This window comes from Mycobacterium sp. 852013-50091_SCH5140682 (assembly GCF_001665685.1).
Lineage (GTDB): Bacteria > Actinomycetota > Actinomycetes > Mycobacteriales > Mycobacteriaceae > Mycobacterium.
In genome coordinates, this window is record NZ_LZTB01000044.1 from 64249 (window position 1) to 90998 (window position 26750).

Below are 26750 nucleotides of genomic sequence, written 5' to 3' on the forward strand. Positions count from 1 at the left end.
TCAGCATCCTCTCCGCAACGCGGGTGTGTTGACCGGGTGGTCCCACAGCCGCAGCAATTCGTCGTCAGCGCGTAGCAGGGTGACCGAGCAGCCCGCCATGTCCAGGCTCGTGATGTACGGCCCGACGAGTGAGCGCGCGATCTGCACGCCTGCCTTCTCCAGGATGGCCGCCACTTCGGCGTACATCACGTACAACTCGATCAGCGGTGTGGCACCCATGCTGTTGAGGAACAACACCACCGGGTCCGTGCCGGTGAAGTCGAGGTCGGACAAGATGGGTTCGACCAAGAGTTCGGCGACGGCCCGGGCGGGTTGCAGCGGCACGCGCTGCCTACCGGGTTCGCCGTGGATACCGATGCCGAGCTCGATCTCGGTGTCGGACAGCTCGAAGGTGGGGTGGCCCACCGCGGGAACCGTGCCCGACGTCAAGGCGACGCCCATGCTGCGGGCTGCGGCGTTCACCCGGCGCGCCACCTCGGCGACCTCGGTCAGCGGCCTGCCCTCGTCGGCCGCGGCCCCGGCGATCTTCTCGACCAGCACGGTGGCGCCGACGCCGCGCCGCCCCGCGGTGAAGGTGCTGTCCTGCACCGCGACGTCGTCGTCGACAACGACCGACTCGACCGTGATGCCCTCGGCGGCAGCCAGTTCGGCGGCCATTTCGAAGTTCATCACGTCACCGGTGTAGTTCTTCACGATGTGCAGCACGCCTGCGCCACTGTCGACCGTGATGGTCGCCTCGAGCATCTGATCGGGTACCGGTGACGTAAAAACCTCACCGGCACAGGCGGCGTCGAGCATGCCGCGGCCGACGAAACCGGCGTGCAGCGGCTCGTGCCCGGACCCGCCGCCCGAGATCAGGCCGACCTTGCCTGCGACCGGGGCATCAGCGCGGTAGACGATGCGGTTGGTGTGGTCGACACGCAGTTCCGGGTGGGCCATGGCCATGCCGCGAAGCGACTCGGCGACGACGTCAGCGGGATCGTTGATCAGTTTCTTCACAATTCGGCTCCTCAGACTGCGGTTGGTGCTGCGTGGACGTTGAGTTGCGCGGTGTCGGCGCGGGTGCGTGAGATCGCGACGTAAGAGAGTGCGGCGAGCGCGCCTGCGAGGAATTCGGCGGCGAGATATACGGGCAACTGGTGCCAGGCCACCGAGCCGCCTGCGATCTGCTGGATGAGCATGGGGCCGAAGGTGCGGGCGGGGTTGATCGACGCACCCGTCGTCGGTGCCAGCGGGATGATCGCTGCGAATACAACCAGGCCGATCGCTACGCCGGCGAAACCTGCCGACGCCTTGCGATGTATCACGCCGAAGACGGTGAACACGAGTATGAACGTACCTACGAACTCCGCGAAAAATGCCTGTACGGCACTGATGTCGCCGGTGTAGGTGGCGACGCCCAGGCCGGCGTCACGCGCGCGGGTGCCCAGCACGCCGAGGATCGCCGCGGCCCCGACGGTTGCGCCGACGAGTTGTGCGGCGATGTAGGCCGGAACGCGCGACCAGGGGAACCGGCCGGTGACGGCCAAACCGACGGTGACCGCCGGATTGATGTGGTTGCCCGAGATGTGCCCGAGCGCGTAGACGGTCGCGACGACGACCGTGGCGAACGCGAATGAGATGACGCCGAGATCGGCCATCGTGAACGGCGCGTGACCGTTGATGATGATCGTCGCGGGCACCGAACCCACGCCGATGAACACCAGGAACGCGGTGCCGAAGGCTTCCGCGGCGAGTTTTTGAGTGATTGACGGCTCGTCCATGTCGTGCGCTCCAGAGAGTTGGGATGTGACACACCACTTGCCGACTGTGAATCGGCTATCTCGTATCACATTCGACATTATCGAATGTGATCTGGAACATACGCTTATGCTGCTGTGAGCACAAGAGTGTCTGCGGCACGAGGAGGTCGACGTGATTCAGGCGGTGGATCGCGCCCTTCGCATCCTCACCGTGCTCCAAGGCGGTCGGCGGATGAGCCTGGGGGAGATCGCCTCGGCGATCGAGCTCGCACCGTCGACCGTGCACGGCCTGGTGCGCACGTTGTTGGCGCACGGCATGGTGCAGCAGGAGCTGGATTCCGGGCGGTACCGACTGGGCCCCGCGACGTTGCGGATGGGCAACGTCTATCTGGACACGCTCGAATTGCGCTCGCGGGTCGCGGTCTGGACCGAAGGGTTGGCCCGCCGCACCGGATGTGCGGTGCGCACCGGGGTGTTGTTGTTCGATGAGGTCGTGGTCGTGGCGCACGAGCCGCGTCCCGACGGCACCCGGCAGATGCCCGAGGTGGGCATCGTGATCCCCGCGCATGCCAGCGCACTGGGCAAGGCGCTGCTGGCCTACGCGGCGGACTACCCGTCAGGGGAGCTGCGCGGGATGACGGGCGAGACCGTCACCGACGCCGACGCGCTCGCCGGCCAACTCACCCAGATCCGCGGCACCGGCATCGCAACGGAGGCCGAGGAGGCTGTGCTCGGGGAATGCTCGGTTGCGGCAACCATTTTCGATGCATCCGGTGAGGCCGCGGGCGCGATCGCGCTGGTGGTCCCCGCGGCGCGCTGGCCGTTGGACCAGGAGGCCGTCGACGCGCTGCGGGATACCGCACGCACCGTCTCGCGTGAGCTCGGCGCGCCGGTCTGGCCGCCCCGCCGCGGCGGATAGCGATCAGGCGGTGCCGAGACTTCCTCCAACGCGGTTTCGTCGACCTCGTCGACGAGGTCCACCGCCTCCTCGGGCATCTCCGGAGGGCCGGAACGCCGGACCAACCGGTTCACAACCGCCTCCGTGAACGGTATTTCCATGTCACGCACCCGGTTCGGTGATCACCGGGAGTCCTCGCTACCCGCCCTGGTGCCCACGAATTCGAGCAGGCGCGGGTCGGTCGACGTGAACCGCTCGACCTCCTCGCCGCCATCGCAGCGCAGCAGTGCGACGGTGATGCTGTCGGAAGTGCGGGCGATCACCTGCCAGTGCGCGCCGGACTCCTCCCAGCGCACCAGATCGGCAACGCGATTGACATCCATGGTCCTACGATCGCATGTGATGGCTGCGAAACATCAGATCCGGTTGGCGCGGGTGTATGAGGAACCGGCGCCCGACGAGGGGACTCGGGTACTGGTGGACCGGCTATGGCCGCGGGGAATCCGCAAGACGGACCCGAGGATCGGGCATTGGATGCCTGACGTTGCGCCGTCGACCGAGCTGCGGCACTGGTACAACCACCAAGCCGAGCGCTTCGACGAGTTCGCCACTCGCTACACCGCGGAGTTGGAGACCTCGCCGGCTGCCGAGGCGCTCGACGAACTGCGCGACATGGTGCGCAAGGGCCCCGTCACGTTGGTGACGGCGACCCGCGAGGTCGAATTGAGTCATCTGGTGGTGCTGGACAAGCTGCTCTCGCCCGACGCAAGGTAGGTAAACCTACCCTCACTTCCTGAGGTAGGCTCGGCGATCAAATGACCGAGATCGATGACGCGCCGATCCTCAAGCGCGAACTGACCGACATATCCGACGCGGTACGGGCCGTGGGGGCACCGCCCACCCCGATCGTGGCCGATCCGTACGCGATCCGGCCGGCCGATCCGGACGCGGACGCCGAGATGGTGGCCGAATGGATGAACCGGCCGCACCTTGTTGAGGCCTGGGAATACGACTGGCCGCCCGAGCGCTGGCGGCGTCATCTGCAGGCGCAGGTCGACGGTGAATACTCCCGCCCCTTCATCGGCAGCTTCAACGGCGAGCCCATCGGCTATATCGAGCTGTATCGCGCCGCGAAGGATTCGATCGCACCCCGATACGCCGCCGAACCCGACGACATCGGCATCCACGCCGCGATCGCCGACCTGCGGTATGTCAACCGTGGTCTCGCGGCGTTCCTGCTGCCCCGCATCGTCGCCAGCGTCTTCGAGCTCGAACCGAACTGCCGGCGCATCATGTTCGACCCGGATCACCGCAACGCCGCTGCCCGCAGGCTGTGCGAGTGGGCGGGGTGCACGTTCCTCGGCGAGCACGACATGTCCAACCGGCGCATGGCGCTCTACTCGTTACCGCGTCCATGACCTGCCGAATGGCCAGTTGTGACACGATTTTTCGACGGATGCGTGTCGCAACTGGCCATTGGTCGCGACGTCAGGATTGACCGAACTCGGCGTAGCCGTCGTAATCCGGCTTCATCGCGGCGGCCACCAGCTCCCACAACACCTCGTCGGTGCCGCCACCGACGCGGGCCAGCTTCATGTCACGCCACCACGCACCCAGCGGTGTCTCGTCGACGAGATAGCCCGAGCCGCCGAAGATGTGCATGCACTCGGAGAGCACTTCTTCCCCCAGCCGCGCGGCGCTGACCTTGATCGCGGCGGCGGCGCGCATGTCGAGCTTGCCCTGCGCTGCGATGCCCACCAGGCTGTAGCGCAGCATGTCGACGCGGGCCTGCAGGTCGGCGATGCGCATCCGCAGGGCCTGATGTTCGTAGAGTGTGTGGCCGAACTGCCGTCGTTTCATCATGCGCGCCAACGTGATTCCGATGACACGTTGGGCTCCCGCAGCCACCTGCCCGGCGATCGACATGCGTTCGTGGGCCAAGCCCCAGGAGATCGCCGCCAAGCCGGTTCCCGCCCGTGCAACCAGGGCGTCCGCGGGCACCCAGGTGTCGATGTGGACGGCCGCGGTGTCCAGCGGGCCTGCGCCGACCTTGCGGTACGGGGCCTGCACTTCGACCTGGCTGGTGGGCACGGCGATGACGACGACATTGCCGTGCCGGCTGGTCGGGTCATGGTCGACGCTGCGCGCCACCACCATGATGTGATCGGCGATGGGGGACAACGACACGAACTTCTTGATGCCCTTGACCTCGAAGCCGTCTCGGGCCGTGCGCACTTCGGTTTCCACGATCTGCAGGTCGGAGCCGCCGGATTCCTCTGAGGCGCCGATGCACAGCACCGCTTCGCCGCGGATCGCCTGCTCGCAGATGGCGCGGAGGTAGTCCGACTTGCCGAAGCGACGCAGCAGGGCGATCGCCGAATCGTGCAGGCTGACACCTACTCCGATGCCCGCCGAGCCCGTGCGGCCCAGCGCGAATGCCAGTTCGAAGAGCTTGGCCATGTCGGGTTGTTGACCGTCGCCCCATTTTTCGGCGAACACACCCGAACGCCCGAGGTGTTCGATTAGGTGACGCGGAAAACGTTCGGTCGCTTCGGCTTCGGTGGTCCAGGCTGTCACGGTCGCGTCGAAGGCCTCGTCGAGCAACTCACGGTATTCCTCGACGGTGGTGGTCGCCGGTCGGGTGGTCACGGTCATGCTCTCGCCATCTCCAGGTTGCGTTTGACCTCCAGCCGGCGCAACTTGCCCGACGAGGTTCTGGGTAATGAGCCCGGAGCCAGGAACACCACGTCGGCCGGTACGACGCCGCATTCCGAGGCCACCCGCTGCACCACTTCGCTGCGGGCGTCGGATTCGTCGCCGCCGCGGAACTCGGCCGCGATCACCAGGCCGGGCCGCGAGGCTCGTTCGTTGGCGCCAACGGCGACGACGGCACCTTCGCGAACTCCCTTGACCTGTGCGGCGATTCGTTCGACCTCGGCGGGGAAGATGTTGCGGCCGGCGACGGTGATCAACTCTTTCGCCCGTCCGCACACCACCAACTGACCGTCGACGAGGTAGCCGAGATCGCCGGTGGGGAACCAGGCGTCGCGCTGGTAGGGCTCCTGGCCCAGGTAGCCCGACATCATCGAAGTGCCACGGACCTCGATTTCGCCGACCTCGCGGTCGCTGACGCCCGCGTTGTCCTCGGTGGGGCACAGTCGCACCTGCATGCCGGGGATCGGCGCGCCGAGGACGGCGAGTCGCTGGGTGGTGGTCCGGGAGCCGGCCTTCACCGCGATCTCGTCGACTGCGACACCGACGCCGGGAGTGGGAATCGATACCGCACACGATGATTCGGCCAGGCCGTAAGACGGGCACAGGGCTCCGGGGTCGAAGCCGAAGCGGACCATCTCGGTGCCGAACCGCTGGGTGCCGTCACAGTCGACGGGCTCGCCGCCGTTGAGGGCGAATCGAAGCGGCGACAGGTCGAGGCCTTGCAGACGGCTCGCGTATTTGCCGATCAGTCCGTACGCCATGTTCGGCGCCGCGGTCAACGTGGCCCTGCTCTCCGAGAGCCAGTTCAGCCAACTGAAGGGCGATGCCGCGAAGGCCGTCGTCGGCGCCTGCCACGCCTGCAGTCCGTTGATCGCGTTGGTCAACAGGAACGCCAGGCCCATGTCGTGGTACAGCGGCAGCCAGGAGCAGCCGACATCGTTGGTGGACACACTGATTCGCTCGCTGATGCCGCGCAGGTTGGCCAGTGCGGCCGCCGACGAGATCTGCGCGGTGCGCGGGGTACCCGTGGATCCGGCAGTACCCTGCAGGATCGCGACGTCGGAGGGCCCGGAGTGGGGGCGGAGCCACGTGGCTGAACGCCGAGCGTGGGCGACGGTCACGTCGTCGTGAAGGGTGAATTGGGCTGGGGCCTTTCGCAGTTGCTCCAGGTGGGCGCCGTGGCTGAACACGGTGCCCACGCCGATGCCGGTGAACCGGTCCAGCGTTGCCTGCGCCCAGCGCTCGGGGTCCGCGCCGCGGACCGGGCCGGGCAGGATTGAGAGTGCTGCGCCGGCCAGAACGGCCCCCACAATCGCGGCGACGAATTCGGCGGTCGGTTCACCGACCAATCCGACCGTGCGCGAACCGTCTTCGCCGATGCGTTCGGCGATGTTCTCGGCGCGCACATGGACCTCGCCCCACGGATGACGCGCCCAAGTTTGGGTTTCGGTGTCGAAAACGACGAGATCGGCGCCGGTTGTGGTCAGCGAGTGCGACAGCGCTGTGGCGAGCGTGCTCACTGGTCGCTCTGCCCCGCAGGCAGTTTCGCCAGAATCGCGGCTTCCAGATCACCGACGGTGTCGCAGCCGAGCAGATCCTGTTCGGAGAGCGCAACACCGAGTTTGTCCTCGATCGCGACCATTCCAACCGCGAACGCCACGGAGTCGAGACCGGCGTCGTCGATCAGCCGGGACTCGCGGGTCACGCGCCGGATGTCGACATTCATGTCGTCGCGCAGGATTTCGATGAGGGCAGCGCTCACGGCGTCAGGCGTAGTCGGGTGCATGGGGTGGGACGGTACACCCGAGACTAAGGTAAGGCTAGGCTTACCTCCCGTGCTTAGTATTGGTGCCGAGCCAAATCTGTACTGCCGTACCGGACGCCCCCGTCGACCACCACAGCTGCCGGCACCATTTCGGCACTGATCAAGCCGTGGCCGTTGGTCAGCTCGTCCACCGTATCGAAGGCTGCGGCGATGCGGTCAGACGTGTCGATCACGATCGTCGTCACCGGCACCTGGCGGCCGATCTGAAAGAGCTTGTCCCCATGCGGTTCCCGGGTGCCGCTGTATCCCCATACGCCGCGCAGAACCGTGGCGCCTCGGCTGGTGCCGGACTGAAGGAGCTGGCGCACGATGGCCCGGTGGATCGGCACCCCGTCGTGCAGCGTGGCCTCCGACGTGTGGATCATCAGCTTCTGCCACAGCGGCCTGCCCTCGGCGTCGGTCGCGGGCAAGGTCGGCGGTCGCGTCAGCAGCTCGCCACCGCTCTTACACAACTGTGCTCGCTCGACGGTCAGCAACGGCTCGTCCAGCAGGTCATCGAGCTCGCCGAGCGCCGCCGAGACCTGTTCGCGCGTGCCGATCGCCATGATCATGATCGGAACATCGGAATTGCTGCTGAAGAACCGCGCACGGCGACGCTGGCCGTGCGCCGTCCCGTCGACCCCGAGAAGCACTGTGGCCCCGGCGAAACCGTGCCTGTGCAACGTGGTGCACACGGCACGATAGGCAGGCGCGCCGCCCACCCGGTGATGCCGGCCGACATAGACCGTCAGCTTGGCTGTCTCCGGGATCGTCGGCGCCGGACTACCGCGCCGGACCAGTTGCGCGCGTTCGAGCGTGATGAGCCCGCGAGTGGTCAGCGTGACCGTGTCCTCGGCGAGCGCCGCGATCTTGTCGGCGGTATCCACCGCCGCGACGGCCACCGGCGGGTCCTCCGACATGCTCAGCGTCTGATCGCTGCGTAAGTGGTGGTGTGGACCGAAACTGGCGATCCCTCGCATCATCACACTCGTCGCGACGTCGTTGCTGCCGTACAGATCGAACAGGGCGTCGGCGGCGAAGCGGTGACCGTGCCGCATGCGCTCGGCGAAATAGGCGGTGAGCTTGAGGTAGTCGGTCTCGTGCGGGTCACTCACAGCTGAGCTCCCAACCACAGCCCCAATCCCGCCATCATCAGGCCGAGAACCACACTGACCAGGATATTGGCCGCAGCCGGCCACAGACGGCGTTCTTCGCTCAGCCGCTGCGTTTCCAGCATCCAGGTGGAGAACGTGGTGTACGCCCCGACGTATGCCGTGCCCGCCAGTAGTGCGACGTTCGGGCTCAATGCCAGGCCGCCGAAAAAGCCCAATAGCAATGCGCCACTGAGGTTCACGACCAGCGTGCCGAACGGAAAGCCGCGCGTTTGCCGGGCCGAGACCGCCCGGTCGACCAGAAAGCGTGACACCGCGCCGAGGCCGCCGAGCAGCACGACCCCCGTCCACACCAGCAGGGTCGTCACACGCGGACCCGTCGGGTTAGCGCGGTGGCCAGCGTCACCGCGAGTAACCCGAGAACGAGACTGGCCGCCGTGTAGCCCGCCGCCAGACCCCACCGCCCGGACTCCAGCATTCGAACGGTTTCCACTTGCATGGTCGAGAACGTTGTCAATCCGCCGCACACGCCTGTGCCCAGCAACGGACGCCGGTAGCTGGATACCGGCAGGCGTTCCAGCAGTCGGGTGGTGAAGTACCCCAGCATGAAGGCGCCGACGATGTTGACGACGAAGGTCGGCCACGGCCAGTGGCCGGGCGCCGGTGCCGCCGCGATCGCCAAGACGGCGCGGGCCACCGTGCCCAGCGCGCCGCCGATGAACACGGCGGCCAGTTCGCGAGGGTCATGGCCGAACATGAAGTAAAAGTATGGCGGCAACTCGGCGACCGGCAGACACCGACGCGCTTCTGGTAGCAGAATCGTCAACCATGGCTGCCAACCCCCGTGCCGGACAACCGGCGCAACCTGAGGATATCATCGATGTCGCGCAGGTGGTGACGGCGTATTACACGTTGCAACCCGATCCCGAGGATGTGGCCCAGCAGGTGGTGTTCGGCACGTCCGGGCACCGCGGGTCGAGTCTGGATGCCGCGTTCAACGAAGGGCATATCCTGGCCACCACCCAGGCCATCGTCGAATACCGCGCCGCCCAGGGCACCACCGGGCCGCTGTTCATCGGCCGCGACACCCATGCCCTCTCCGAACCGGCATGGGCCTCGGCATTGGAGGTGCTGGCCGCCAATGACGTTGTGGCGATGATCGATTCGGCGGATCGGTTCACCCCGACCCCCGCGGTCAGCCACGCCATCTTGACCTTCAACCGCGGCCGGGATGCGGATCTGGCCGACGGCATCGTGGTGACCCCGTCGCACAACCCGCCCCGCGACGGCGGCTTCAAGTACAACCCACCCAACGGCGGACCCGCCGACACCGATGCCACCAGTGTGATCGCCCAGCGCGCCAACGAAATCCTGCGCGAGGGCCTCACCGCGGTCAAACGAATCCCCTTGACGCGGGCTTTGCAGACCGCGCAGCGCCATGACTACCTCGACGCCTATGTCGCGGACCTGCCCAACGTGGTGGACCTGCACGCGATCCGCGCCGAGGGCATCCGCATCGGCGCCGATCCGCTGGGTGGGGCCAGTGTCGACTATTGGGGTGCGATCGCCGAGCGGCACAACCTCGATCTGACCGTGGTCAACCCGCTGGTGGATGCCACCTGGCGGTTCATGACGCTGGACACCGACGGCAAGATCCGCATGGACTGCAGCTCGCCGAACGCGATGGCCTCCCTGATCGCCAACCGTGACAAGTACCAGATCGCCACCGGCAATGACGCCGACTCCGACCGCCACGGTGTCGTCACCCCCGACGGGGGGTTGCTCAACCCGAATCATTACCTCGCGGTGGCCATCGACTACCTCTACACCCACCGGCCCAACTGGCCCGGGTCGACCGCGGTCGGCAAGACCGCGGTGAGCAGTTCGATCATCGACCGGGTGGTCGCCGGGTTGGAGCGCAAGCTGGTGGAGGTTCCGGTCGGCTTCAAGTGGTTCGTCGACGGTCTGATCAGCGGGGCGATCGGGTTCGGTGGCGAGGAAAGTGCAGGGGCGTCGTTCCTGCGCACCGACGGGTCGACGTGGACCACCGACAAGGACGGGATCATTTTGGCTCTGTTGGCCTCGGAGATCCTGGCGGTGACGGGTAAGACCCCGTCGCAGCGGTACGCGGAGTTGGCCGAGCGGTATGGGGCGCCGACGTATGCGCGTATCGATGCGCCGGCTGACCGTGAGCAGAAGGCGCGGTTGGGCAAGCTGTCGCCTGAGCAGGTCAGCGCGACGGAGTTGGCTGGTGAGCAGATCACCGCGAAGCTGACCGCGGCGCCGGGCAACGGGGCGCCGCTGGGTGGGTTGAAGGTGACGACCGAGAACGCGTGGTTTGCCGCGCGCCCGTCGGGAACCGAGGACGTCTACAAGATCTACGCCGAATCCTTCAAAGGTCCCGAGCACCTTGCCGAGGTCCAGCAGGCCGCCAAGGACTTGGTCAATACAGTTATCGGGTGAGTTCTGTCGCGGAGACCGACTGTCAAAGCAAACCGAAGCTGCCCGGTGAAGTCTGGGTTCTGATCGCTGCCAACGCCGTGATCGCGCTCGGTTACGGCGTGGTGGCGCCGGTGCTGCCTGCCTACGCCCGTCACTTCGGCGTCAGCATCAGCGCCGCGACCTTCGTCATCACCGCGTTCGCGCTCATGCGCCTGACCTTCGCACCGGCCAGCGGCCTGCTGATCCAGCGGCTGGGGGAGCGGCGGGTCTACGTCAACGGACTGCTGATCGTGGCGTTGTCCACAGGCGCCTGCGCGTTCGCCCAGACCTACTGGCAACTGCTGCTGTTCCGCTCACTCGGCGGTATCGGCTCCACCATGTTCTTCGTCTCGGCGCTGGGCCTGATGATCCGGATCAGCCCGCCGGACGCCCGGGGCCGGGTTGCCGGCATGTTCTCCTCGGCCTTCCTGGTCGGCTCGGTCGGCGGGCCGGTGCTCGGAAGCCTCACCGCAGGCCTCGGGCTCAGCGTCCCGTTCCTGATCTACGGTGGCGCGCTGTTGGTGGCAGCCGCCGTGGTGTTCATCAGCCTGCGGCACTCGTCGCTCGCGGCGCCCGCACCCGACGACGGCCCCAAGGTGGGCGTGCGGACCGCGCTGCGCAATCGGGCGTACCGCGCGGCGCTGCTGTCCAATTTCGCCACCGGATGGTCGGCGTTCGGGTTGCGCATCGCCCTGGTGCCGTTGTTCATCACCGAGGTGTTCCACCGCGGGGCCGGCGTCGCCGGTCTGGCGCTGGCCACATTCGCGATCGGCAACGTCTCGGCCGTCATCCCCAGCGGGCATTTGTCCGACCGGGTGGGTCGGCGGCTGCTGCTCATCGTCGGGCTGAGTGCGGCGGGCATTTCGACCGTGCTGGTCGGATTCACCGACGGGCTGACGCTGTTTCTCGTCAGCGCGTTCGTCGCGGGGTTCTCGACAGGCATCTTCTCGGCACCGCAGCAGGCCGCGGTGGCCGACATCATCGGCAGCAAGGCACGTGGCGGCACCGCGGTCGCGACGTTCCAGATGATGTCGGACGTCGGCTCGATCGGCGGATCCTTGCTGGTGGGCATGATCGCTCAGCATTTCTCGTTCTCCTGGGCGTTCGTGGCCAGCGGAGCCATCCTGCTGCTCGCCGCGACGGGCTGGATCTTCGCCCCCGAAACCCGCCATATTCCGGCCGCCGAGCACACCCCGGCCCGCGCACTGGGCCCGGAGGCCGGTGGCGAGGTGCCTTGACCAGCGATTTTGAATGGCGGGTAGCCGTGGTGTAACTTCGTGGAGCACGACAAACGGGGCTATGGCGCAGTTGGTAGCGCACCACACTGGCAGTGTGGGGGTCAGGGGTTCGAATCCCCTTAGCTCCACGTTTTGAAAACCCGCTCTGACCTCGGTCGGGGCGGGTTTTTTCGTTAGCTAGGCACGTCGGGTCACCCGGCCGTAGACAGCCTGGGTCATCCGCTCGGCGTGGCCGTGCTACGCGGCGACCACGTCGGCACCGACCGCCGCCTGCATCCGGCTGAAATCCGAGTGCTGCATCTTGTTGAGGGGTGGTCCGGTGCTAGCGAACATTCCACCAGGCGGTGCGAACCGCATTGAGAGCGTCTTTCGCTGACACGGTGAGACGAGTCTGACCAGCTAATTGCGCCTGCCAGTCCGTGTCCGGTGGCGCGCTGCGAAACAGGTACGCCCCGGGGTTTTTGTTGGTGGGGCCGTATTGCCGGAACAGCGTGGCCGCAACCGGATCGATAGCGCCGATCTCGCTGAGGGCCCACAGGTCCCAAAGATCGCGGGGCGCGTGCCGGTCAGCCCATGTCGCAGTCTTCGACGCGACGAAGGCGGGCAAAGTGGGCACCAGCAGCGCCGCAGGTGGGGCATCGGCGTAGCGCTGGACCAGCACGCGACGTTCAGTCGGCCACAGGACGCGATCTCGAGACGAAAGCAGCTGCAGCCGCACTGGACGACCGTCCGCGGGTCGCAGCAGCACCGGCAGCGTGTTCGCGGTCGCGCTCAGCGCAGGTTCGACGGTGAGCCGCCCATGGCTCCGAGCCACCGCGCGGGGGAGTGAGGCGTCCAGGTCCTGCGCGACCTGCTTGCGGTCGCCAAGGGCAATCAGATCGATGTCCTCACTGAGTCGACCATCGGGAAGATGTGTGCGGGCCAGCGCCGTCCCGCCGATGAAGTGGATTCGGTCAGCAAAATGTTGGCTCAGAAATGCCAGCAGATGGGAAATCAGGTGATCGCGTTCAACTTGTTCAGCGGCGACACCGAATTGTGTTGCCACCGAGTCACGTTCGTCGACGTTCATGATCCCACTTGCGCCCAGCCTTCGGCCCGACGCAGCGACGCCAGCCGACGCTGGTCGGCTGCCAATGCCCGCAGGTGGTTCATGTCACTGCGTGCGTATAGCGCGGCGACCGCCGCGGGAACGTCAGTTTCGGCATCGCCCAGGGCGGGACGGTGAGCCAGATCGAGAACGGTCTGCTCGGGTGTTGTCACCAACGTCGGCCCCAGCTCGGTGCGGATGAGTTCTGCGTCCAGTTCGCTGGTCTGGCGCTTGACGAATCGTATGATTGCCTGCCGGTCAGAAATTGCGATCGGTCGATGTTGTCGTGGCACCGCGATGATCGCGGTGGCGAGTGCCCGCGGAATCGCGCCGTGTAGGCGAGCGGCGCTGACCCCCATCACGACGATGTTGTCCGCACCGTAAATCGTTGCGCCGATTCCAGCAGCGGCGGCTTCGAGTCCGGGGATCCATCCCCGGCCCACCATGTCTTGGGGGACAGCGACGTAGTAGCCGTCCGCGAGGCGATGAAGTAAGCCGTGTTCGGTGAGTCGCGCGAGCTGGGTTCGGGGATGGGCATACACGGCGGTGGCATCGCGTGGCCGGATTGTCCGCAGCGGGACTTGAGCTAGCTCCGTCGGTATGGGGGTGCTGCGGTCTTGTGCCATTGTCGCCTTTGAGTATGCAAATCGTACTTCTGTAGAGTACGAAGTGCATACTCGGTAGGCAAGCGTCGGGGCATCCGGCAGATGCGGAACAGTCTTGCCCTGTCGGGTCAGCTGCCTGAAAAACCACGGCTGGCCCTACGTAGCCGAGGTCGGAACAAGAAGGGCATTGGTATCGAAGGCGCAGATCGAAGGGAACGCCGAGATGCTCCGTGACCAACTGGAGCGCGGGACGCGCCCGCGCTCCGCCGTGACCTAACTGTCTTGCGACAGGCGATGAATCGCTGACACACGCTGGACACATCAGCATGAAATCCTCCACGTTTTTCGTTCGCGGGCACCAGGCGAGATCACTCCGGTGTCGAGCCGGCGAGCCTGATCACCGAGACTCACACCAGGGACAAATTCCGCGATGCATTTGTCCCTGGTGTGAGTCTCGGTGAGGTCCGCGCCTGACAGGTCACGCCAGCGGCGCGAGGCCCACCGACGGGAAGAGGTCGTGGGTGGGCAGCGTGTCCATGACGGCGTCGATCAGCTCGTCATAGTCGGGCTGCATCTCCCGCTGCGGCGCGCCGGCGTTGTACGTGACGGCCCAGCTGATGCCGTCGTCACGGATGGCCATCAGCGCGTCGGTATTGCTCAATCCGCCGTTGTGCGTCCACTCGACGCGTCCGTCGGTGGCGTTACCGGCGAACATGATGTCGGCAGGCGTGTACGTGTTGAGCAGCCGGTGCTTGGAGGTTTTCGCAAAGCTCGCAAGCACTTTCACCAAGTCGCAGGACGGAAAGGCCATCCCGCCGATCGCATCGCCGACCTCCTCCAGATTCACGTTGCCGTAGCCGGACCGCACCAGCGGCTGGTCCGCACTCATCAGACTGGCGGGCAGATCCATGTTCCAGTCGTGGCTCAGCACCTCCTGCGGCCGCCGACGTGCCAGCGTCGAGCCCGACGGTGTCGGCAGCGTCAGTCCCAACGGCGCGAGGACGCGTGACTTCAGCGCGTCGAACCACATACCGCCGGTGAGCTTCTGGACGAGGGCACCGAGGAATAGGTAGTTCGTGTTGCGATAGCCACCTTTCGGCGGATCGAACGGCTGACACATCATGAAGGCGGCGAAGTCCAGCTTGCTGCGCGCCGGGAGCGACTTGCCGAACGCGGCGACGACCTCGGGGTCGAGACTGGCGAAGTTTCGGGCGACGGATGTCTGGTGCTTGATGAGCTCCAGGACCGTGATGTCTTCGAACCCTTTGGTCTTCGTCATTCCCGGCGGCGGATCCAACGCCAGCAGGTGGTCGATTTTGCTGGTGTCGCCGAATTGAGGTCTGGTGGTCGGGTCTTCCATGAGTTGTCGGATCAGGATCGCCGTGAGGACCTTGCTCTCACTGCCGATCCGGAAGCTCGTCTGTGGTTGGGCGATGGGATAGCCCTGCGCACTCCATGTGAATGCGCGCGCGTAGATCAGTCGATGGTCCTGAGCCACCGCCAGATTCGCCGCCCGGATGCCGGTGCGCTTGAGGTAATCGGCCATCGCCTCGTCGAGGACGGTGAGCTCGGGCACCGGAGTGCCGGTGATGACGAGCCGACGCGGCAGTGGGTCGATCCGCTTTTTGAAGATGACGGAGAACCGATGGTCGTCCGTCCCGCCCATGTCGATGTGACGCGGCAGGTAGCCGAGTTTGCGGTGGCTTTCGACCTTGGAAGCCATCTCCGCCGGGGTGAGACCGCTGAATGACGCGCCGGGGCCGATGTCGTCGTCTCGGTACAGCGAGGCCCACTGGTCGTCGGACACCGCGGTGAGTTCGACGCGCCCGCCGTGTGCGAGCTGAATCGGCAGCTTGGCCATGTCGTCTTCCGGCGCGATCGGGTGCGTCTCGTAGACCGACCACGGGATCGCGTCGGGAGCTCGGCGGTACACGCCGGCCGCCCAGGATGCACCGCTGTTCTCGAAGAGTGTCAGGCTGGTCAGCACCGCCTCGTTGCGCTGGGCGATCTTGTTCATCGCCAGTAGCGATCCCGGATCGGTTGAGGCACCGTCGGTCATCCTCGGAAACCACATCAGCGGCGGCTCGCCGGGGCGCGTGGTCGCCGCCCAGACCCGGTCGGTGCCATCCCCTGACGCGGATATCAGCTCGATCGAATGACCGTGAGCGGCTTCGGTATCCAGGAATTTCGCCAGCCCGGCCTCATCGACGCCGTGGATCTCGTGCTGGTCGGTGTCGCTGCTCTTCATCCAGACGGCCGCGTACACGACACTGTTGGACGACAGCCGTTGCACGGCCAACGACACCATCCGGTGGTCCTTGCGCAGAGCGGCGGTCTTGTTCTTGTGGAATGCGGCGTCCCGGTTCCAATACGCCTCCCAGGCCACCGATGACTGGTCGACGGCACCGCTGGTGGGGGTCCACTTGATGTCTCCGTGCTGAAAGTGGCTGATGCGCCCATCTGTTCCGGCCGGACCTTCGTCGGTGCGCGGATAGCCCAGCCAGCTCTCCTCCCAACCCAATGAAGCCCACTTGGTGTGGATGGCGCCGTGCACCTCGTGGGCGCCTGTGCTGGGATGCCAGTAGATGGACCCGTGGTCGTAGTGCCGGAACCGCCCGGTTCGGTCCGGGCAGATGGTCTCGGGCCCTTTCGGTGGGCCAAGGTCGAAACCGGCCGCTTTCAGTGCCGCGAATTTGTCGTCGATCGCCGTCATGGCACGATCACCGCCCCGGTTGCCTTGGTCCAACGGATGAGTCCGTGCTGGAACCTGCTGAAGCGGCTACCGTCCGCGGCAGGTGTTTCGTCGGTGAGCACACCGCCGAGCGCTGCGCCCTGCGGTGACTGCCAGGCCGCCAAGATCGGGCCGTGTACCGCGAAGGCGCGCCAGTCGTGCCCTGGCCAATCGATGACCCCGTGCTCGAACGTGCTGCGACGCGTCGGCGGGGTCGACGCGTGCTCGTCGGAGATCGGGTACCCGACCGCCGATCGGACGCCGCCGATCCGGACCCACTTGTTGTAGATCGCTCCTTGAACGGCGAACGCGCCCAGATCCTTTCGCCAGACGATGGCAGCCCCGTCGAAGTAGGAGATGCGCCCGGCCCCGTCGCGGGTCATCAATTCGTCGGACGTGGGAAACCATGGATCTGTCGGGCTCTCGACTGTGCGAAGGTGATCGAGAATGGCGCCGTGCACCTCGAATGCTTCTTTCGGGTCGGCGGTCGGGTCGAGGCGAATCTCTCCGAAGGCGTACCTGCGCCGGCGGCCGCGACCAAAGTCTTCTCCCGGGCTTTTCGGCGGGCCGAGGAAGCCGTGGTCGCCGCCGAGCATCGCATATTTGTCGTCGATTAACCCCACAGGCGGGCACCTTAGTGCAGTAATCTTGGCCTCACCAGAGGCTTCGACTGTGAATCGCTGGCGCGCTTGGTGATTCGCTTGTCTGCTGGTGCTGGGTCGCGCACGAGGGGGTGAGCCTGGGCTGACGTTTTCGCCGAAGGCGCCGCGTTGCTCACGATGCCGCCAGGTGGCGACGTGGCGCCGAATTCTTATTCGGACTCGCTGATCAAGCGTTGTCTCGCAGGTGTTTTCAGCTCTGCTTCTGGATCGCCTGATCGTGCCCGATCAGTGGTCGCCGAGGCCGCAGCGCTTGAGCTCATGAGTTCTGTTGTGCTGCAGTACCTACATTGCGTCGAGTCTTCATAACCTATCGATAACCTATACATAGGTTGGCTCGATATCGTCGAAGGTGGGACGAAACGGAAAGTGACCGTTGCTTTCCATGCCCAGCAACGACTTTGGCCCGTGTCGGGGAGGCCGGAGCCGTAGTTTCGATTCGCGTTTCACAGGGGTGCTCATGAAGAGTCTGAAGAGAGTTGCAGTAGGTGCGGCCATCGCGGGGGCTCTCGGCGTATCCGCGCTTGGCCTTGGCTCTGCCACCGCCAACGCGGCACCGCTCACGCCCGGCGTGCAGTGGTCGCAAGGTCCGTGGCATCACGGCGGTTGGGGCGGCGGTCCCGGCTGGGGTGATGGACCCGGATGGGGCCCGCCACCGCCTCCGCCCTACGTGGGTTACGGCGGCTGGGCTCCGCCGTGCGTGTCCGGACCGCTCGGCTTTGTGCAGGTCTGCGCGTAGCCGTGAGACCGGGTTGCCCGCTCCGACCGTCATTCGGGGCGGGCATCGCGTCTTCCGCCGAACGCCGACTGCCACCCCGCCAGGCCTGACGGGGTGGCAGCCGCATCCGGTGTCCTACAGCCGAATGAATGCGCTCGCCTGGGCGTCCCACACGCCCCAGGCGCCGATCTCAGGATCCCAAACCACCGGGAACCCGGTGGCCCAGTCCGGAACCGGCGGGGCCGCAGGGGTGCCCATCGGTGGGATCACCGGAACCGTGACCCACGCAGGCGCCGAGGCGAACGGGATGCGGTCCTGGGGCATCGGTCCACCATGCCCAGGAGGCGGCAGATAATCCTGCCCCGGTGGCAGGGGATTGCCAGGCATTCCGGCGTTCACGCCGGGGCCGGGAATGCCGGGACCTGGGACAGGAGGTATCGGCGGCATCGGGACGTGCGGATCGGCGTGGGCCAGACCGGCGCCGATGCCCAATCCGGCCATGCCGAGCATGCTTGTGGTGACTGCACGCGCTGCGATTTTCTTCAAGGTCATGCGTTTGAACTCCTTGCGTGTGCTTCTGAATGACGGGAGCGCCGCGCCGTGTGGCACAGCGGCGATCCCTGACCCCCACACACGCCGCATACCCGGACGGCTGACTGCCAAACACCCGCCAGGTGAGAGCGGCGGCAGCCAAAAACCGGTTGGGGCGACTCCACCCGGTCATTACGCTCACCACATGGATGGGCCGTACATCAATCCGCACAACACGCCGTGGCACCGCGACATCGCCGAACGCAACACGGTTCTGCGGACGCAGGTCGGCTCCGGACTGCATGGTGTGACGGTCGACGGCACAGACGACCGCGACGAAATGGGTGTCTGCATCGAACCGCCGGACTGTGTGATCGGGCTCGCACAGTTCGAGCAGTACCAGTACCGAACCCAACCGGAAGGCGCGCGTTCGGGTGTGGGTGATCTCGATCTGACCATTTACAGCCTGCGCAAGTGGGCTCGGCTGGCTGCCGGTGGCAACCCCACCGTCCTGTTGCTGTTGTTCGTGCCACCCGAGGAAATCGTCGAGATTGCTTGGCCGGGAAGAGAACTGCAGGCTAGTCCGGAGCTGTTCCTGTCGCGCGACGCCGGGCGGCGGTTCATCGGTTATCTCGACGCCCAACGCGACCGGATGCTGGGCCTGCGCGCGCAGCGCACCAATCGCCCGGAACTGGTCGACGTATACGGGTACGACACGAAGTTCGCCTATCACGCGATACGGCTCGGCGTACAGGGCGTCGAACTGCTCAGCACCGGTCGGATCACGCTGCCGATGCCCGAACCGACCCGGACCTGGCTGCGTGATCTACGGGTCGGCAAGGTCGACCAACCGACTGTCATCGACACCATCGCGGATCTGCGCTCGCAACTCGTCACGCTCACCGATACGGCCGATCTGCCCGAGCGGCCGGATTACACCAAGCTGAACGATTGGCTGGTCAGCGTCTACACACGGTGGTGGGATACCGACGCGGACGACAACGCTAGAGGAACTGGCTGACCATCGCGATGCCAAGCGGGCCGCGGCCTTGACCCACGGATCGAAATCTCTTGCGCTCATAGAGATGTCGAGCCGGATTGCGTTGATGTACGTTCAGGCTCAGCGCCGCATACCTGCCGCTCGCACGCCGGAGCAACTCATCGAGCAGCGCGCTGCCAACGCCTGCCCCGCGGTGAGAGGGCGAAACGGCGATGGCGATCTCCGGCATGGCTTGAGCGTCAGCGTCACGCACGAGCGGTGGCTCGTGCTGGAAAGCCCACACCGCGCCGATGTCGATACCCGCCGAATCCACGGCGAGTATCACGATGCTGTCGCCAGCAGGTAGGAGCTCTCGAACATCGTTGTCATCGGGATCTGGTAGTGGCCAGTCCTCGATGACACAAGCATGTCGAGCCATCTCGATCACGAATGCCGCGTCGGCTGCGGTTGACGATCGAAGACGACAATCCCCGGGCACCTTGTTCTCCGTGTGGCTGAGCGCTCTTTGCGTGTCTTCGTCCTATGACACCACCAAGCCGCTCTGAGCCGGCGTCGGCGCGCGCTGGCTCAGTGGTGGAAAAGCAGGACGCCGTACGCCCCGCCGAAGGGCTGCTGCAGTTGAGCGGCTTCTTGGGCGGCGTCGCCCGGCGTGGCGGTGATCTCGGTGTTGCCCGGATTCTGGTCGATTGACGCGCCGGTCGGCAGGGTGCTGGCAGAGGCGATCGGCGCGGCGGCGATGGCGACGGCGGCCACACCCATGGCGACCAGTGGAACGATACGAGCAGTGGTGATGTGCATGGTCTTCTCTCAATCTCTGCTGTTGTTCTGATGCCGAACTCGGCACCTATCAGAGTCGTCTCGAGGGGCCCCGATGTCGTCAGCGCTGGCACCCAACCCGGTCTTCCAGCTAGCCGGAAGAGCTGCGGATAAGCTGGTGCTGGCGACGGCATCACGTGGCGACCCGAAAAGTGTTGTGCGCCATCAATACTGTCCATTGGCGAGAGATCAGACCGCTGGTGGCGCGTGGCAGCAGACCCTGGAATGGCCGTAGAATGGATCGGCCGGCCGAGCGGTACGGCGGCGATCACGTCAGAGATACGGAGCGACCAATGTGCGCGCCTTTCCCTTTCCACTCTATAGCGCATAGGGGGGCTTGCGGCAAGGCCGGGGGTATGGCGCAAAATCGCTGGCCTGAACCAGAACTCGGCGGGAATGCGGCACCGGTGTGCCGTGAGGTGTAAGAGCGAAAAGCGAGAGTATGTCAGAGTACGAAGACGAATTGCGGTCCGAGCGCGAGTACGTAGCCGGGCTGTACGCACGCCTCGACAGGGAGCGGGCCGAGGCCAACCGTCGCTATAAGGCGGCGTTGAGCAGCCCCGTCGACCCTCAGAACGGCAGCACGCTGGTCGAACGCGACGCCGAGGTGCGCGCGATGGCCCGGGAGATGCAGCGGTTGGATGTTGCTGACTACGGTCTGTGCTTCGGTCGGCTGGAGACTCTGGACGACGAACACCTGTACATCGGCCGCCTGGGCCTGCTGGACAGCGAGAACGACTACGAACCGTTGTTGCTCGACTGGCGGGCGCCGCTGGCTCGCGCGTTCTATGTCGCGACCGCGGCGAGCCCGGAAGGGATGCGGAGACGTCGTCAGTTCCACACCCGTGGTCGGCGGGTGATCGACTTCACGGACGAGACCCTGGGCCGCCCCACCGGCGCGGAACTCGGCGAGGAACTCGACGGCCCTGGCGATGCCGCCCTGTTGGCCGCGGTCAACGCGCCGCGCGGGGAGGGCATGCGCGACATCGTCGCGACGATCCAGGCCGAGCAGGACGAGATCATCCGGTTCGAGCACTCCGGCGTGCTCGTCATCGAGGGTGGCCCGGGCACCGGCAAAACGGTGGTCGCTCTGCACCGGGTTGCCTATCTGCTGTACACGCAACGTAAGCAGATGGAACGCCACGGTGTCCTCGTGGTGGGCCCGAGTTCGGAATTCCTCAATCACATCGGGCGCGTGCTGCCGTCGCTGGGAGAGTCACAGGCGGTGTTCATGACCACCGGTGATTTCGTTCCTGGCCTCAGTGTGAGTGCCGAGGACACCGACGACGCCGCGCGGTTCAAGGGATCCTTGAAGATGCTCGACGTCTTGGCGGCTGCCGTGGCGGATCGTCAGGAACTGCCGGACGAGCCGATTCCCATCGACCTTTCGGACGTCACGGTTCGGATCGACGCCGCGACCGCGGAGTGGGCCCGGGAAGAGGCGCGCAAGACCGGCCTGCCGCACAACGAGGCCCGCGCCGAGTTCATCGACGTCGTCACCTATGTGGTCACCGAACGTGCCGTCGCCCGCATCGGGAAGGGCTGGTTGACGCGCGACGACAAGCACGCGTGGGCCCAGATGCGTGCCGACGTGGTGAACGAACTCGAGGATCACGAGCAGTTCACCGCCGCACTCAACAGGCTCTGGCCGATCCTGACCCCCGAAGATGTTCTGGCGCAGCTCTATACGTCACGTGAGCGGTTGAGCGCGGCAGGCGCCGACGACGCGTTGTACCGCACCGACGGCGAGGCCTGGACGGTGTCCGACGTGCCGTTGCTCGATGAACTGGTCGATCTGCTGGGCCGCGACAAGGCAGCCGACGAAGCGGCCGAGCGGCAGCGCAAGGAGGAGGCCGCCTACGCGGCCGGAGTGCTCGATTTGATGGTCGACCGCGAGGACCTGATGGACGACGAGGATCACCTGCTGGCCGCGGACCTCCTCGACGCCGAGCAACTGGCGGAGCGATTCCAAGAGCAGGACGGCCGTGAGCTCGCTGAACGTGCAGCCGCGGACAGGGATTGGACATACGGGCATGTGGTGGTCGACGAGGCGCAGGAACTGTCTGAGATGGACTGGCGGCTGCTGATGCGGCGTTGCCCGCGGCGGTCGTTCACGATCGTGGGCGATCTCGCGCAGCGTCGGTCGGCCGCAGGGGCGACATCGTGGGGGTCGGTGCTGGAACCGTATGTGCCGTCAGAAGCCAAGGGCGCGAACCGCGCCGGCCGGTGGGTGTATCGGCCGCTGACGGTGAACTACCGCACACCCGCGGAGATCATGGAGGTCGCGGCCGCGCTGCTGGCCGAGTTCGCGCCGGGCGTCCAACCGCCCGAGTCGGTGCGCGCGTGCGGGGTCAAGCCATGGGCCCGCAAAGTCACTGACGATGAATTGAGTACTGCCATCGAGGAATTCGTCCAGGAGGAAGCCTCACGCGAGGGCACGAGTGTGGTCATCGGACCGGCGGGGATGCCAGGCACCGTGCCACCTGCCGCCACCAAGGGACTGGAGTTCGATGCGGTGCTCGTGGTGGAGCCGCAGCAGATCCTGGCCGACGGGCCGCGGGGTGCGGCCGAACTCTACGTCGCCCTCACCCGCGCCACCCAGCGGCTCGGTGTCCTGCACCGCGATCCGTTGCCGCCGGCGCTGGCCGGGCTCGACGAACGCTAGCCGGTGACCGCGGTCGGGTGCTGCGCGCCGGACGGATCGGGGACGTCGAGGCCCAAGTGCTCGCGCAAGGTCGTGCCGTCGTAATCGGCGCGGAACACGCCGCGTTCTTGCAGCAGCGGCACCACCCGGTCGACGAATGGATCGAGACCGCCCGGCGTGACGTGCGGTACGAGGATGAAACCGTCACTGGCATCGGCCTGGACCAGATGATTGATGGATTCGGCGATGGTAGCGGCCGATCCGATGAAGTTCTGCCTGCCGGTCACCTCGATGATGAGTTCGCGGCTGTTCAGTCCCTCGGCCTCGGCCTTGGCTCGCCATTCGTTGGCGGTGGCGATGGGGTCGCGGTGCATCCGGACGCTGGCGCGGCCGCGGGCGATGGTGTTCTCGCCGACGATGGGGTCGACAGTGGGGAGCGGACCGTCGGGGTCGTGGTCGGAAAGGTCGCGGTTCCACAGTTGTTCGAGGAATTTGATCGCGGTCTGCGGTGACACCTGGGCCAGCCGCACTTCATGAGCGAGCTCGGCGGCTTCGGCGTCGGTGTCACCGAGCACGAACGTCGCGGCGGGCAGGATCAGCAGTTGGTCGTGGCCGCGGCCGTATTTGGCGAGCCGGCCCTTGACATCGGCGAAGAATTTCTGGCCTTCTTCCAGAGTCCCGTGGCGGGAGAAGATCGCGTCGGCCGCTGCGGCGGCGAACTCGCGCCCGCGATCGGAGTCACCGGCCTGGAAGATCACGGGCCTGCCTTGCGGGCTGCGTGGGACGTTGAAGCGGCCGCTGATGTCGAAATGACTGTCGCGATAGGAGAATTCACCGGCACGCGCATCGGACAGGAACCGCCCGTTCGCCTTGTCGGCGACGATCTCGTCACCGCGCCATGAGTCGAACAGCGTGTGCGCGGCCTCCAGAAAACTCTCGGCTCGCTCGTATCGCTGATCTTCTGGCAGGAAGCCGCCGCGGCGGAAGTTCTCTCCGGTAAAGGCATCCCACGATGTCACCACGTTCCATGCCGCGCGCCCGTCCGAAAGCTGGTCCAACGAGGCGAATTGCCGTGCCACCTCGTACGGTTCGTTGAACGTCGAGTTGATCGTGCCCGTCAGGCCCAGCCGGTCGGTGACCGCGGCGAGGGCCGCCAGCACAGTGAACGTGTCGGGCCGGCCGACGACGTCGAGGTCATAGATCTGGCCGCCCTGCTCGCGCAGGCGCAATCCCTCGGCGAGAAACAGGAAGTCGAACTTGCCCCGCTCGGCAGTCCGGGCGAAGCGCACGAACGAATCGAACTCGATGTGGCTGCCCGATGCGGGATCGCTCCACACGGTGGTGTTGTTGACGCCCGGGAAGTGTGCGGCGAGGTGAATCTGCTTGATGGGCTTGCTCATACGGGGTCCTTGTCGGATTTCACGCGGTGGCGTACCGGTTGATGGGGCGGTCGAGGCCGAGCAGGCCGCGCAGCGTGGCGGCCTCATAGCGGTCACGGAACAACCCGCGCCGCTGCAGCTCGGGCACCAGCGCGCGGGTGATCTGTTGCAGATCGTGCGGCACGGTAGCCGGACGCAGCCGAAAACCCGCGGCGCCCGCGGCGTGCCACTCCTGGATCAGATCTGCCAGCCCCGTTGGTGTTCCGGTGAAAATCTCTGCATCACTGACGTATTCACTGCCGGCCAGCTCGTCCAACCGTGCACGGCGGGACCGTGCGGCGTCGGCATCGTCGTCGAGGAACACCACCAGATCGGCAAATACCCGCACCGGCGCGGCGCCACGTCCCCGTCGCGCGGCGATCCCCGCGGCCAGATCGGTGACCTCGGCAGCACCATGCGGGGTGACGAAGCCGATGTCGGTGCTCGACGCGATCAGCGCGTAGGCGGGGTCGACGTGTCCCAGCGCGGCCACGATCGGCTGCCCCTGTGGCGGGCGCGGCGTGATCGAGGGACCTTTCACGGAAAACTGGGTGCCGCTGAAGTCGATGTAGTGCAACTTGTTCCGGTCGATGAAGCGTCCGGTGGCCACATCGCGAATCTCGGCATCGTCTTCCCAGCTGTCCCACAGCCTGCGCACCACCTCGACGTATTCGGTGGCCTCATCGAAGAGTTCATCGACGAGTCCGGCTGATCTCGCTGGCAGCCGGCGCCGTCCGAAGTGCGCGGCGATGTCGGGGCGTGGGGACACCTGAACCCGTACGCCCGCCCGGCCGGAGCTCACGTAATCGAGTGTGGCGATCGCCTTCGACGCGTGGAACGGTTCGGTGTGTGTGGTGATGACGGTGGGAACCAGCCCGATCTGCTTGGTGTGCGGTGCCACCCGGGCCGCGATCAGCACAGCGTCGAGCCGGCCGCGCACCCGATCGGTGCGTTCGTCGGGACGCCCCGGATGGTCGGACTGCAGCCCGAGCGAGTCCTCGATGGTGACGAAGTCCAGCAACGCCGACTCGGCTTCGGTCACCAGGTCGGTCCAGTATTGCGCCGTGAGCAGCTCGGTGGGGCGGGCGTCGGGCTCACGCCACGACGCCGGGTGCCATCCGGTCCCGTCGAGTGCGACGGCGATGTGGGGTGCGGCCACGGATGGTCCTCACTTTCGGTCGCGGTCTCTGACGCCAACGCGGCCGGGCAGATCGATAATCCCCGCCCGCGGCCTCCGCGAGTGTCCAACCGGTCGTGACCTGGCCTCCAGGGATCGGCGCACGGTGATGCGAAGTCGTTCGATCAACCTGTCCAGTTCACACGCGGCGAGGGGGGTGCTGGGGTGCACGACGGGGTTTGATTCGCTGGGCTAATTGCTTCCCGCTCATCTCGTTGCTGGATGCGAGGTGTCGTTCCAGTAGCCGAGTGTCCGATAGTTCGCCCACATGGCTGCGAGGTTGCGTTCGGCGAGGGCGTGCTCCTGCGATGGGGTCGGGTGGGCCATGTCGAGGAAGTCACCGTCTATGAGGCAATGAGGGATGTCGGTGGCGCTCAGCTGTGCGTGCATTTCGAAGCCGACGCTGGTCTTCCCGGTACCGGACCGTCCGCCGATGCACATCCGGACTCCTCTTGCTCCGCCAACCCTTGCGTTCGTCTCGCGGGGCTGAAAGGCCTTGGTGTCCTGCGGTTTCACCGCAGACCGCCATCAAGCTGAATAGCACGGAACTGACGTGGCACCATTCTGAATGGCCGTTGTGGGTAACGATATTCGCTGGACAGTTCGCTGAAATCTTGGTTTGGTTGCCGCCGTGTCCATCGAGCCTGCTGCATTGGACCTGCTTGCCAGCGAGATCGAGGTTGTCTGGGGATCCGACAGCGTCGGCGCAGAACCTATCCCTCCGGTTGTGATTGTCCAGGCCGACGGCAGTTGGCGTCTCCATGTCGCGCCAACTCTTCCGGCCAGTAGCACACAAGCGGTCCGTGCAGTGGCTGCGGAGCTGTCCGACTGCACGGCAGCATCGCTGTTGGACGGGCTACATTCGGTGCTGGCGCCGGTGCTCGGCCCGCTCCGCCGCGAAGTCACGGTGAGCTACGACTGTTCCCGGCCAGCCCGTATCGTTGTGCCGGGGGTTCATGTGATGACCACCGCTGATACTGATGCCTGCCGGTTGCGGATCGCGTCGGACTGGGGTGCGCAATCCGACTGGGAACGACTGTTGGACAGCGAGTTTCCCTGGGCTGCGGCGACTGACGGCGATCAGGTCTTGGGGATCTGTGAAACCGCGCGATGGTCGCCACACGGTACGGAGGCGGGTGTGTGGACGTTGCCCGCTGCGCGTGGTCATGGCCTGGCAGCCGCGTTGGTCGGCGCCTGGGCATCGCAATGCGTGGGGCGGGTTCCTCGCCTGTACTACAGCACTTCCGCGGACAACTTGTCCTCGCAACGTGTAGCTGAACGTCTGGGGCTACCCCGCATCGGGAAACTTAGGTTTCTCACTGCTGAAAGCAGTTGAGCGAGCTAAGCACCGATAGCCGCGATCGTTCATCGTCT

General features: G+C 66.0%; 28 protein-coding genes and 1 tRNA gene. 10 read left to right on the forward strand and 19 right to left on the reverse strand.

Annotated elements, in window-relative coordinates; translation table 11 throughout:
• Together dhaK and A5784_RS14195 are read right to left on the reverse strand one after the other, a co-directional pair.
• The gene (gene dhaK / locus A5784_RS14190) at nucleotides 1–999 is read right to left on the reverse strand and encodes a dihydroxyacetone kinase subunit DhaK (RefSeq protein ID WP_064945538.1); all 999 of its coding nucleotides are present in this window, start codon (nucleotides 997–999) and stop codon (nucleotides 1–3) included.
• An 11-nt stretch (nucleotides 1000–1010) separates the two neighbouring features.
• Nucleotides 1011–1763, reverse strand: coding sequence for an MIP/aquaporin family protein (locus tag A5784_RS14195; RefSeq protein WP_064945539.1), 753 nt, complete (start codon nucleotides 1761–1763; stop codon nucleotides 1011–1013).
• A gap of 151 nt (nucleotides 1764–1914) precedes the next feature.
• Here A5784_RS14195 and A5784_RS14200 point away from each other — a divergent pair, with 151 nt between their 5' ends.
• Nucleotides 1915–2661 carry an IclR family transcriptional regulator gene (locus A5784_RS14200; RefSeq protein WP_064945540.1) on the forward strand — a complete coding sequence of 249 codons (747 nt, stop codon included), beginning with the start codon at nucleotides 1915–1917 and terminating at the stop codon, nucleotides 2659–2661.
• Between the two features lie 161 nt (nucleotides 2662–2822).
• Here A5784_RS14200 and A5784_RS14205 read toward each other — a convergent pair whose 3' ends face one another.
• Complete coding sequence (locus tag A5784_RS14205) at nucleotides 2823–3023, reverse strand: hypothetical protein (RefSeq protein WP_064945541.1); 201 nt, start codon at nucleotides 3021–3023, stop codon at nucleotides 2823–2825.
• Between the two features lie 19 nt (nucleotides 3024–3042).
• Here A5784_RS14205 and A5784_RS14210 point away from each other — a divergent pair, with 19 nt between their 5' ends.
• The gene (locus A5784_RS14210) at nucleotides 3043–3414 is read left to right on the forward strand and encodes a DUF488 domain-containing protein (RefSeq protein WP_064945542.1); all 372 of its coding nucleotides are present in this window, start codon (nucleotides 3043–3045) and stop codon (nucleotides 3412–3414) included.
• 41 nt (nucleotides 3415–3455) lie between these two features.
• Nucleotides 3456–4058: a GNAT family N-acetyltransferase gene (locus A5784_RS14215; RefSeq protein ID WP_064945543.1), complete on the forward strand. Its 603-nt coding sequence runs from the start codon at nucleotides 3456–3458 to the stop codon at nucleotides 4056–4058.
• A 70-nt stretch (nucleotides 4059–4128) separates the two neighbouring features.
• On the opposite strand, the gene mbtN is transcribed toward A5784_RS14215, so the two are convergent.
• Genes mbtN through crcB (A5784_RS14245) form a run of 6 tightly spaced genes read right to left on the reverse strand, consistent with a single transcriptional unit; the run spans nucleotide 4129 to nucleotide 9028 of the window.
• Entirely contained in the window at nucleotides 4129–5295 is a 1167-nt protein-coding gene (mbtN, locus tag A5784_RS14220) for a mycobactin biosynthesis acyl-ACP dehydrogenase MbtN (protein WP_064945544.1), read from the reverse strand.
• On the reverse strand, nucleotides 5292–6875 hold the full coding sequence (gene mbtM, locus A5784_RS14225) for a long-chain-fatty acid--ACP ligase MbtM (protein WP_064945545.1): 1584 nt from the start codon (nucleotides 6873–6875) through the stop codon (nucleotides 5292–5294). Before mbtM ends, mbtN begins: the two co-directional genes overlap by 4 nt.
• Nucleotides 6872–7201, reverse strand: coding sequence for a mycobactin biosynthesis acyl carrier protein MbtL (gene mbtL / locus A5784_RS14230; RefSeq protein WP_286159428.1), 330 nt, complete (start codon nucleotides 7199–7201; stop codon nucleotides 6872–6874). Before mbtL ends, mbtM begins: the two co-directional genes overlap by 4 nt.
• On the reverse strand, nucleotides 7195–8274 hold the full coding sequence (locus tag A5784_RS14235) for a DUF190 domain-containing protein (RefSeq protein ID WP_082944840.1): 1080 nt from the start codon (nucleotides 8272–8274) through the stop codon (nucleotides 7195–7197). Before A5784_RS14235 ends, mbtL begins: the two co-directional genes overlap by 7 nt.
• Nucleotides 8271–8639, reverse strand: a complete 369-nt coding sequence (gene crcB, locus A5784_RS14240) for a fluoride efflux transporter CrcB (protein ID WP_082944841.1) — start codon at nucleotides 8637–8639, stop codon at nucleotides 8271–8273. Before crcB (A5784_RS14240) ends, A5784_RS14235 begins: the two co-directional genes overlap by 4 nt.
• Nucleotides 8636–9028 (reverse strand): fluoride efflux transporter CrcB, encoded by a 393-nt coding sequence (crcB, locus tag A5784_RS14245; protein ID WP_064945547.1) that lies wholly within the window; start codon nucleotides 9026–9028, stop codon nucleotides 8636–8638. The genes crcB (A5784_RS14240) and crcB (A5784_RS14245) overlap by 4 nt, the downstream gene beginning before the upstream one ends.
• A 71-nt stretch (nucleotides 9029–9099) precedes the next feature.
• On the opposite strand from crcB (A5784_RS14245), the gene pgm reads away from it, so the two are divergent.
• The 3 genes from pgm (at nucleotide 9100) to A5784_RS14260 (ending at nucleotide 12118) form a co-directional block, all read left to right on the forward strand.
• A complete protein-coding gene (gene pgm / locus A5784_RS14250) occupies nucleotides 9100–10734 on the forward strand; it encodes a phosphoglucomutase (alpha-D-glucose-1,6-bisphosphate-dependent) (protein ID WP_064945548.1) in 1635 nt (544 codons plus the stop codon).
• Complete coding sequence (locus A5784_RS14255; RefSeq protein ID WP_064945549.1) at nucleotides 10731–11990, forward strand: MFS transporter; 1260 nt, start codon at nucleotides 10731–10733, stop codon at nucleotides 11988–11990. The genes pgm and A5784_RS14255 overlap by 4 nt, the downstream gene beginning before the upstream one ends.
• A gap of 55 nt (nucleotides 11991–12045) precedes the next feature.
• A tRNA-Ala gene (locus tag A5784_RS14260) sits at nucleotides 12046–12118 on the forward strand.
• A gap of 194 nt (nucleotides 12119–12312) precedes the next feature.
• Here the strand turns inward: A5784_RS14260 and A5784_RS14265 are convergent.
• The 4 genes from A5784_RS14265 to A5784_RS14280 form a co-directional block, all read right to left on the reverse strand.
• Nucleotides 12313–13059 (reverse strand): nucleotidyl transferase AbiEii/AbiGii toxin family protein, encoded by a 747-nt coding sequence (locus tag A5784_RS14265; protein WP_064945550.1) that lies wholly within the window; start codon nucleotides 13057–13059, stop codon nucleotides 12313–12315.
• Nucleotides 13056–13703, reverse strand: coding sequence for a type IV toxin-antitoxin system AbiEi family antitoxin domain-containing protein (locus tag A5784_RS14270; RefSeq protein WP_064945551.1), 648 nt, complete (start codon nucleotides 13701–13703; stop codon nucleotides 13056–13058). The genes A5784_RS14265 and A5784_RS14270 overlap by 4 nt, the downstream gene beginning before the upstream one ends.
• Before the next feature lie 457 nt (nucleotides 13704–14160).
• Complete coding sequence (locus tag A5784_RS14275) at nucleotides 14161–16395, reverse strand: serine hydrolase (protein WP_064945552.1); 2235 nt, start codon at nucleotides 16393–16395, stop codon at nucleotides 14161–14163.
• Nucleotides 16392–17036 carry an LGFP repeat-containing protein gene (locus A5784_RS14280; protein ID WP_156750555.1) on the reverse strand — a complete coding sequence of 215 codons (645 nt, stop codon included), beginning with the start codon at nucleotides 17034–17036 and terminating at the stop codon, nucleotides 16392–16394. Before A5784_RS14280 ends, A5784_RS14275 begins: the two co-directional genes overlap by 4 nt.
• Nucleotides 17037–17532: 496 nt before the next feature.
• Here A5784_RS14280 and A5784_RS38305 point away from each other — a divergent pair, with 496 nt between their 5' ends.
• Nucleotides 17533–17811: a hypothetical protein gene (locus tag A5784_RS38305; RefSeq protein ID WP_156750556.1), complete on the forward strand. Its 279-nt coding sequence runs from the start codon at nucleotides 17533–17535 to the stop codon at nucleotides 17809–17811.
• Nucleotides 17812–17925: 114 nt separating this feature from the next.
• On the opposite strand, the gene A5784_RS14285 is transcribed toward A5784_RS38305, so the two are convergent.
• The gene (locus A5784_RS14285; RefSeq protein ID WP_064945624.1) at nucleotides 17926–18342 is read right to left on the reverse strand and encodes a hypothetical protein; all 417 of its coding nucleotides are present in this window, start codon (nucleotides 18340–18342) and stop codon (nucleotides 17926–17928) included.
• 184 nt (nucleotides 18343–18526) lie between these two features.
• On the opposite strand from A5784_RS14285, the gene A5784_RS14290 reads away from it, so the two are divergent.
• The gene (locus A5784_RS14290; protein ID WP_064945554.1) at nucleotides 18527–19342 is read left to right on the forward strand and encodes a DNA polymerase beta superfamily protein; all 816 of its coding nucleotides are present in this window, start codon (nucleotides 18527–18529) and stop codon (nucleotides 19340–19342) included.
• Here A5784_RS14290 and A5784_RS14295 read toward each other — a convergent pair.
• Nucleotides 19326–19739 (reverse strand): GNAT family N-acetyltransferase, encoded by a 414-nt coding sequence (locus A5784_RS14295; RefSeq protein WP_232006044.1) that lies wholly within the window; start codon nucleotides 19737–19739, stop codon nucleotides 19326–19328. The two genes, A5784_RS14290 and A5784_RS14295, sit on opposite strands and share 17 nt — an antisense overlap.
• A gap of 149 nt (nucleotides 19740–19888) precedes the next feature.
• A complete protein-coding gene (locus tag A5784_RS14300; protein WP_064945556.1) occupies nucleotides 19889–20119 on the reverse strand; it encodes a hypothetical protein in 231 nt (76 codons plus the stop codon).
• Nucleotides 20120–20579: 460 nt separating this feature from the next.
• On the opposite strand from A5784_RS14300, the gene helR reads away from it, so the two are divergent.
• Complete coding sequence (gene helR, locus A5784_RS14305; RefSeq protein WP_064945557.1) at nucleotides 20580–22802, forward strand: RNA polymerase recycling motor ATPase HelR; 2223 nt, start codon at nucleotides 20580–20582, stop codon at nucleotides 22800–22802.
• On the opposite strand, the gene A5784_RS14310 is transcribed toward helR, so the two are convergent.
• The 3 genes from A5784_RS14310 to A5784_RS14320 form a co-directional block, all read right to left on the reverse strand.
• Nucleotides 22799–24181 carry an NtaA/DmoA family FMN-dependent monooxygenase gene (locus A5784_RS14310; RefSeq protein ID WP_064945558.1) on the reverse strand — a complete coding sequence of 461 codons (1383 nt, stop codon included), beginning with the start codon at nucleotides 24179–24181 and terminating at the stop codon, nucleotides 22799–22801. The two genes, helR and A5784_RS14310, sit on opposite strands and share 4 nt — an antisense overlap.
• Before the next feature lie 19 nt (nucleotides 24182–24200).
• On the reverse strand, nucleotides 24201–25358 hold the full coding sequence (locus A5784_RS14315) for an LLM class flavin-dependent oxidoreductase (protein ID WP_064945559.1): 1158 nt from the start codon (nucleotides 25356–25358) through the stop codon (nucleotides 24201–24203).
• A gap of 225 nt (nucleotides 25359–25583) precedes the next feature.
• Entirely contained in the window at nucleotides 25584–25817 is a 234-nt protein-coding gene (locus tag A5784_RS14320; protein ID WP_064945560.1) for a hypothetical protein, read from the reverse strand.
• Nucleotides 25818–26007: 190 nt separating this feature from the next.
• Here A5784_RS14320 and A5784_RS37580 point away from each other — a divergent pair, with 190 nt between their 5' ends.
• On the forward strand, nucleotides 26008–26712 hold the full coding sequence (locus A5784_RS37580) for a GNAT family N-acetyltransferase (protein WP_082944842.1): 705 nt from the start codon (nucleotides 26008–26010) through the stop codon (nucleotides 26710–26712).
• Nucleotides 26713–26750: the final 38 nt, after the last annotated feature.

Coding starts and splice junctions, on each gene's coding strand:
- mbtN (WP_064945544.1), bottom strand. CDS start 5,295: ATGACCGTGACCACCCGACCGGCGACCACCACCGTCGAGGAATACCGT.
- A5784_RS14205 (WP_064945541.1), bottom strand. CDS start 3,023: ATGGATGTCAATCGCGTTGCCGATCTGGTGCGCTGGGAGGAGTCCGGC.
- A5784_RS14195 (WP_064945539.1), bottom strand. CDS start 1,763: ATGGACGAGCCGTCAATCACTCAAAAACTCGCCGCGGAAGCCTTCGGC.
- pgm (WP_064945548.1), top strand. CDS start 9,100: ATGGCTGCCAACCCCCGTGCCGGACAACCGGCGCAACCTGAGGATATC.
- A5784_RS14285 (WP_064945624.1), bottom strand. CDS start 18,342: ATGACCTTGAAGAAAATCGCAGCGCGTGCAGTCACCACAAGCATGCTC.
- A5784_RS14310 (WP_064945558.1), bottom strand. CDS start 24,181: ATGAGCAAGCCCATCAAGCAGATTCACCTCGCCGCACACTTCCCGGGC.
- A5784_RS14300 (WP_064945556.1), bottom strand. CDS start 20,119: ATGCACATCACCACTGCTCGTATCGTTCCACTGGTCGCCATGGGTGTG.
- helR (WP_064945557.1), top strand. CDS start 20,580: ATGTCAGAGTACGAAGACGAATTGCGGTCCGAGCGCGAGTACGTAGCC.
- A5784_RS14320 (WP_064945560.1), bottom strand. CDS start 25,817: ATGTGCATCGGCGGACGGTCCGGTACCGGGAAGACCAGCGTCGGCTTC.
- A5784_RS14265 (WP_064945550.1), bottom strand. CDS start 13,059: ATGAACGTCGACGAACGTGACTCGGTGGCAACACAATTCGGTGTCGCC.
- A5784_RS14210 (WP_064945542.1), top strand. CDS start 3,043: ATGGCTGCGAAACATCAGATCCGGTTGGCGCGGGTGTATGAGGAACCG.
- A5784_RS14275 (WP_064945552.1), bottom strand. CDS start 16,395: ATGACGGCGATCGACGACAAATTCGCGGCACTGAAAGCGGCCGGTTTC.
- A5784_RS14295 (WP_232006044.1), bottom strand. CDS start 19,739: ATGGCTCGACATGCTTGTGTCATCGAGGACTGGCCACTACCAGATCCC.
- A5784_RS14215 (WP_064945543.1), top strand. CDS start 3,456: ATGACCGAGATCGATGACGCGCCGATCCTCAAGCGCGAACTGACCGAC.
- A5784_RS14270 (WP_064945551.1), bottom strand. CDS start 13,703: ATGGCACAAGACCGCAGCACCCCCATACCGACGGAGCTAGCTCAAGTC.
- crcB (WP_064945547.1), bottom strand. CDS start 9,028: ATGTTCGGCCATGACCCTCGCGAACTGGCCGCCGTGTTCATCGGCGGC.
- A5784_RS14290 (WP_064945554.1), top strand. CDS start 18,527: ATGGATGGGCCGTACATCAATCCGCACAACACGCCGTGGCACCGCGAC.
- A5784_RS38305 (WP_156750556.1), top strand. CDS start 17,533: ATGAAGAGTCTGAAGAGAGTTGCAGTAGGTGCGGCCATCGCGGGGGCT.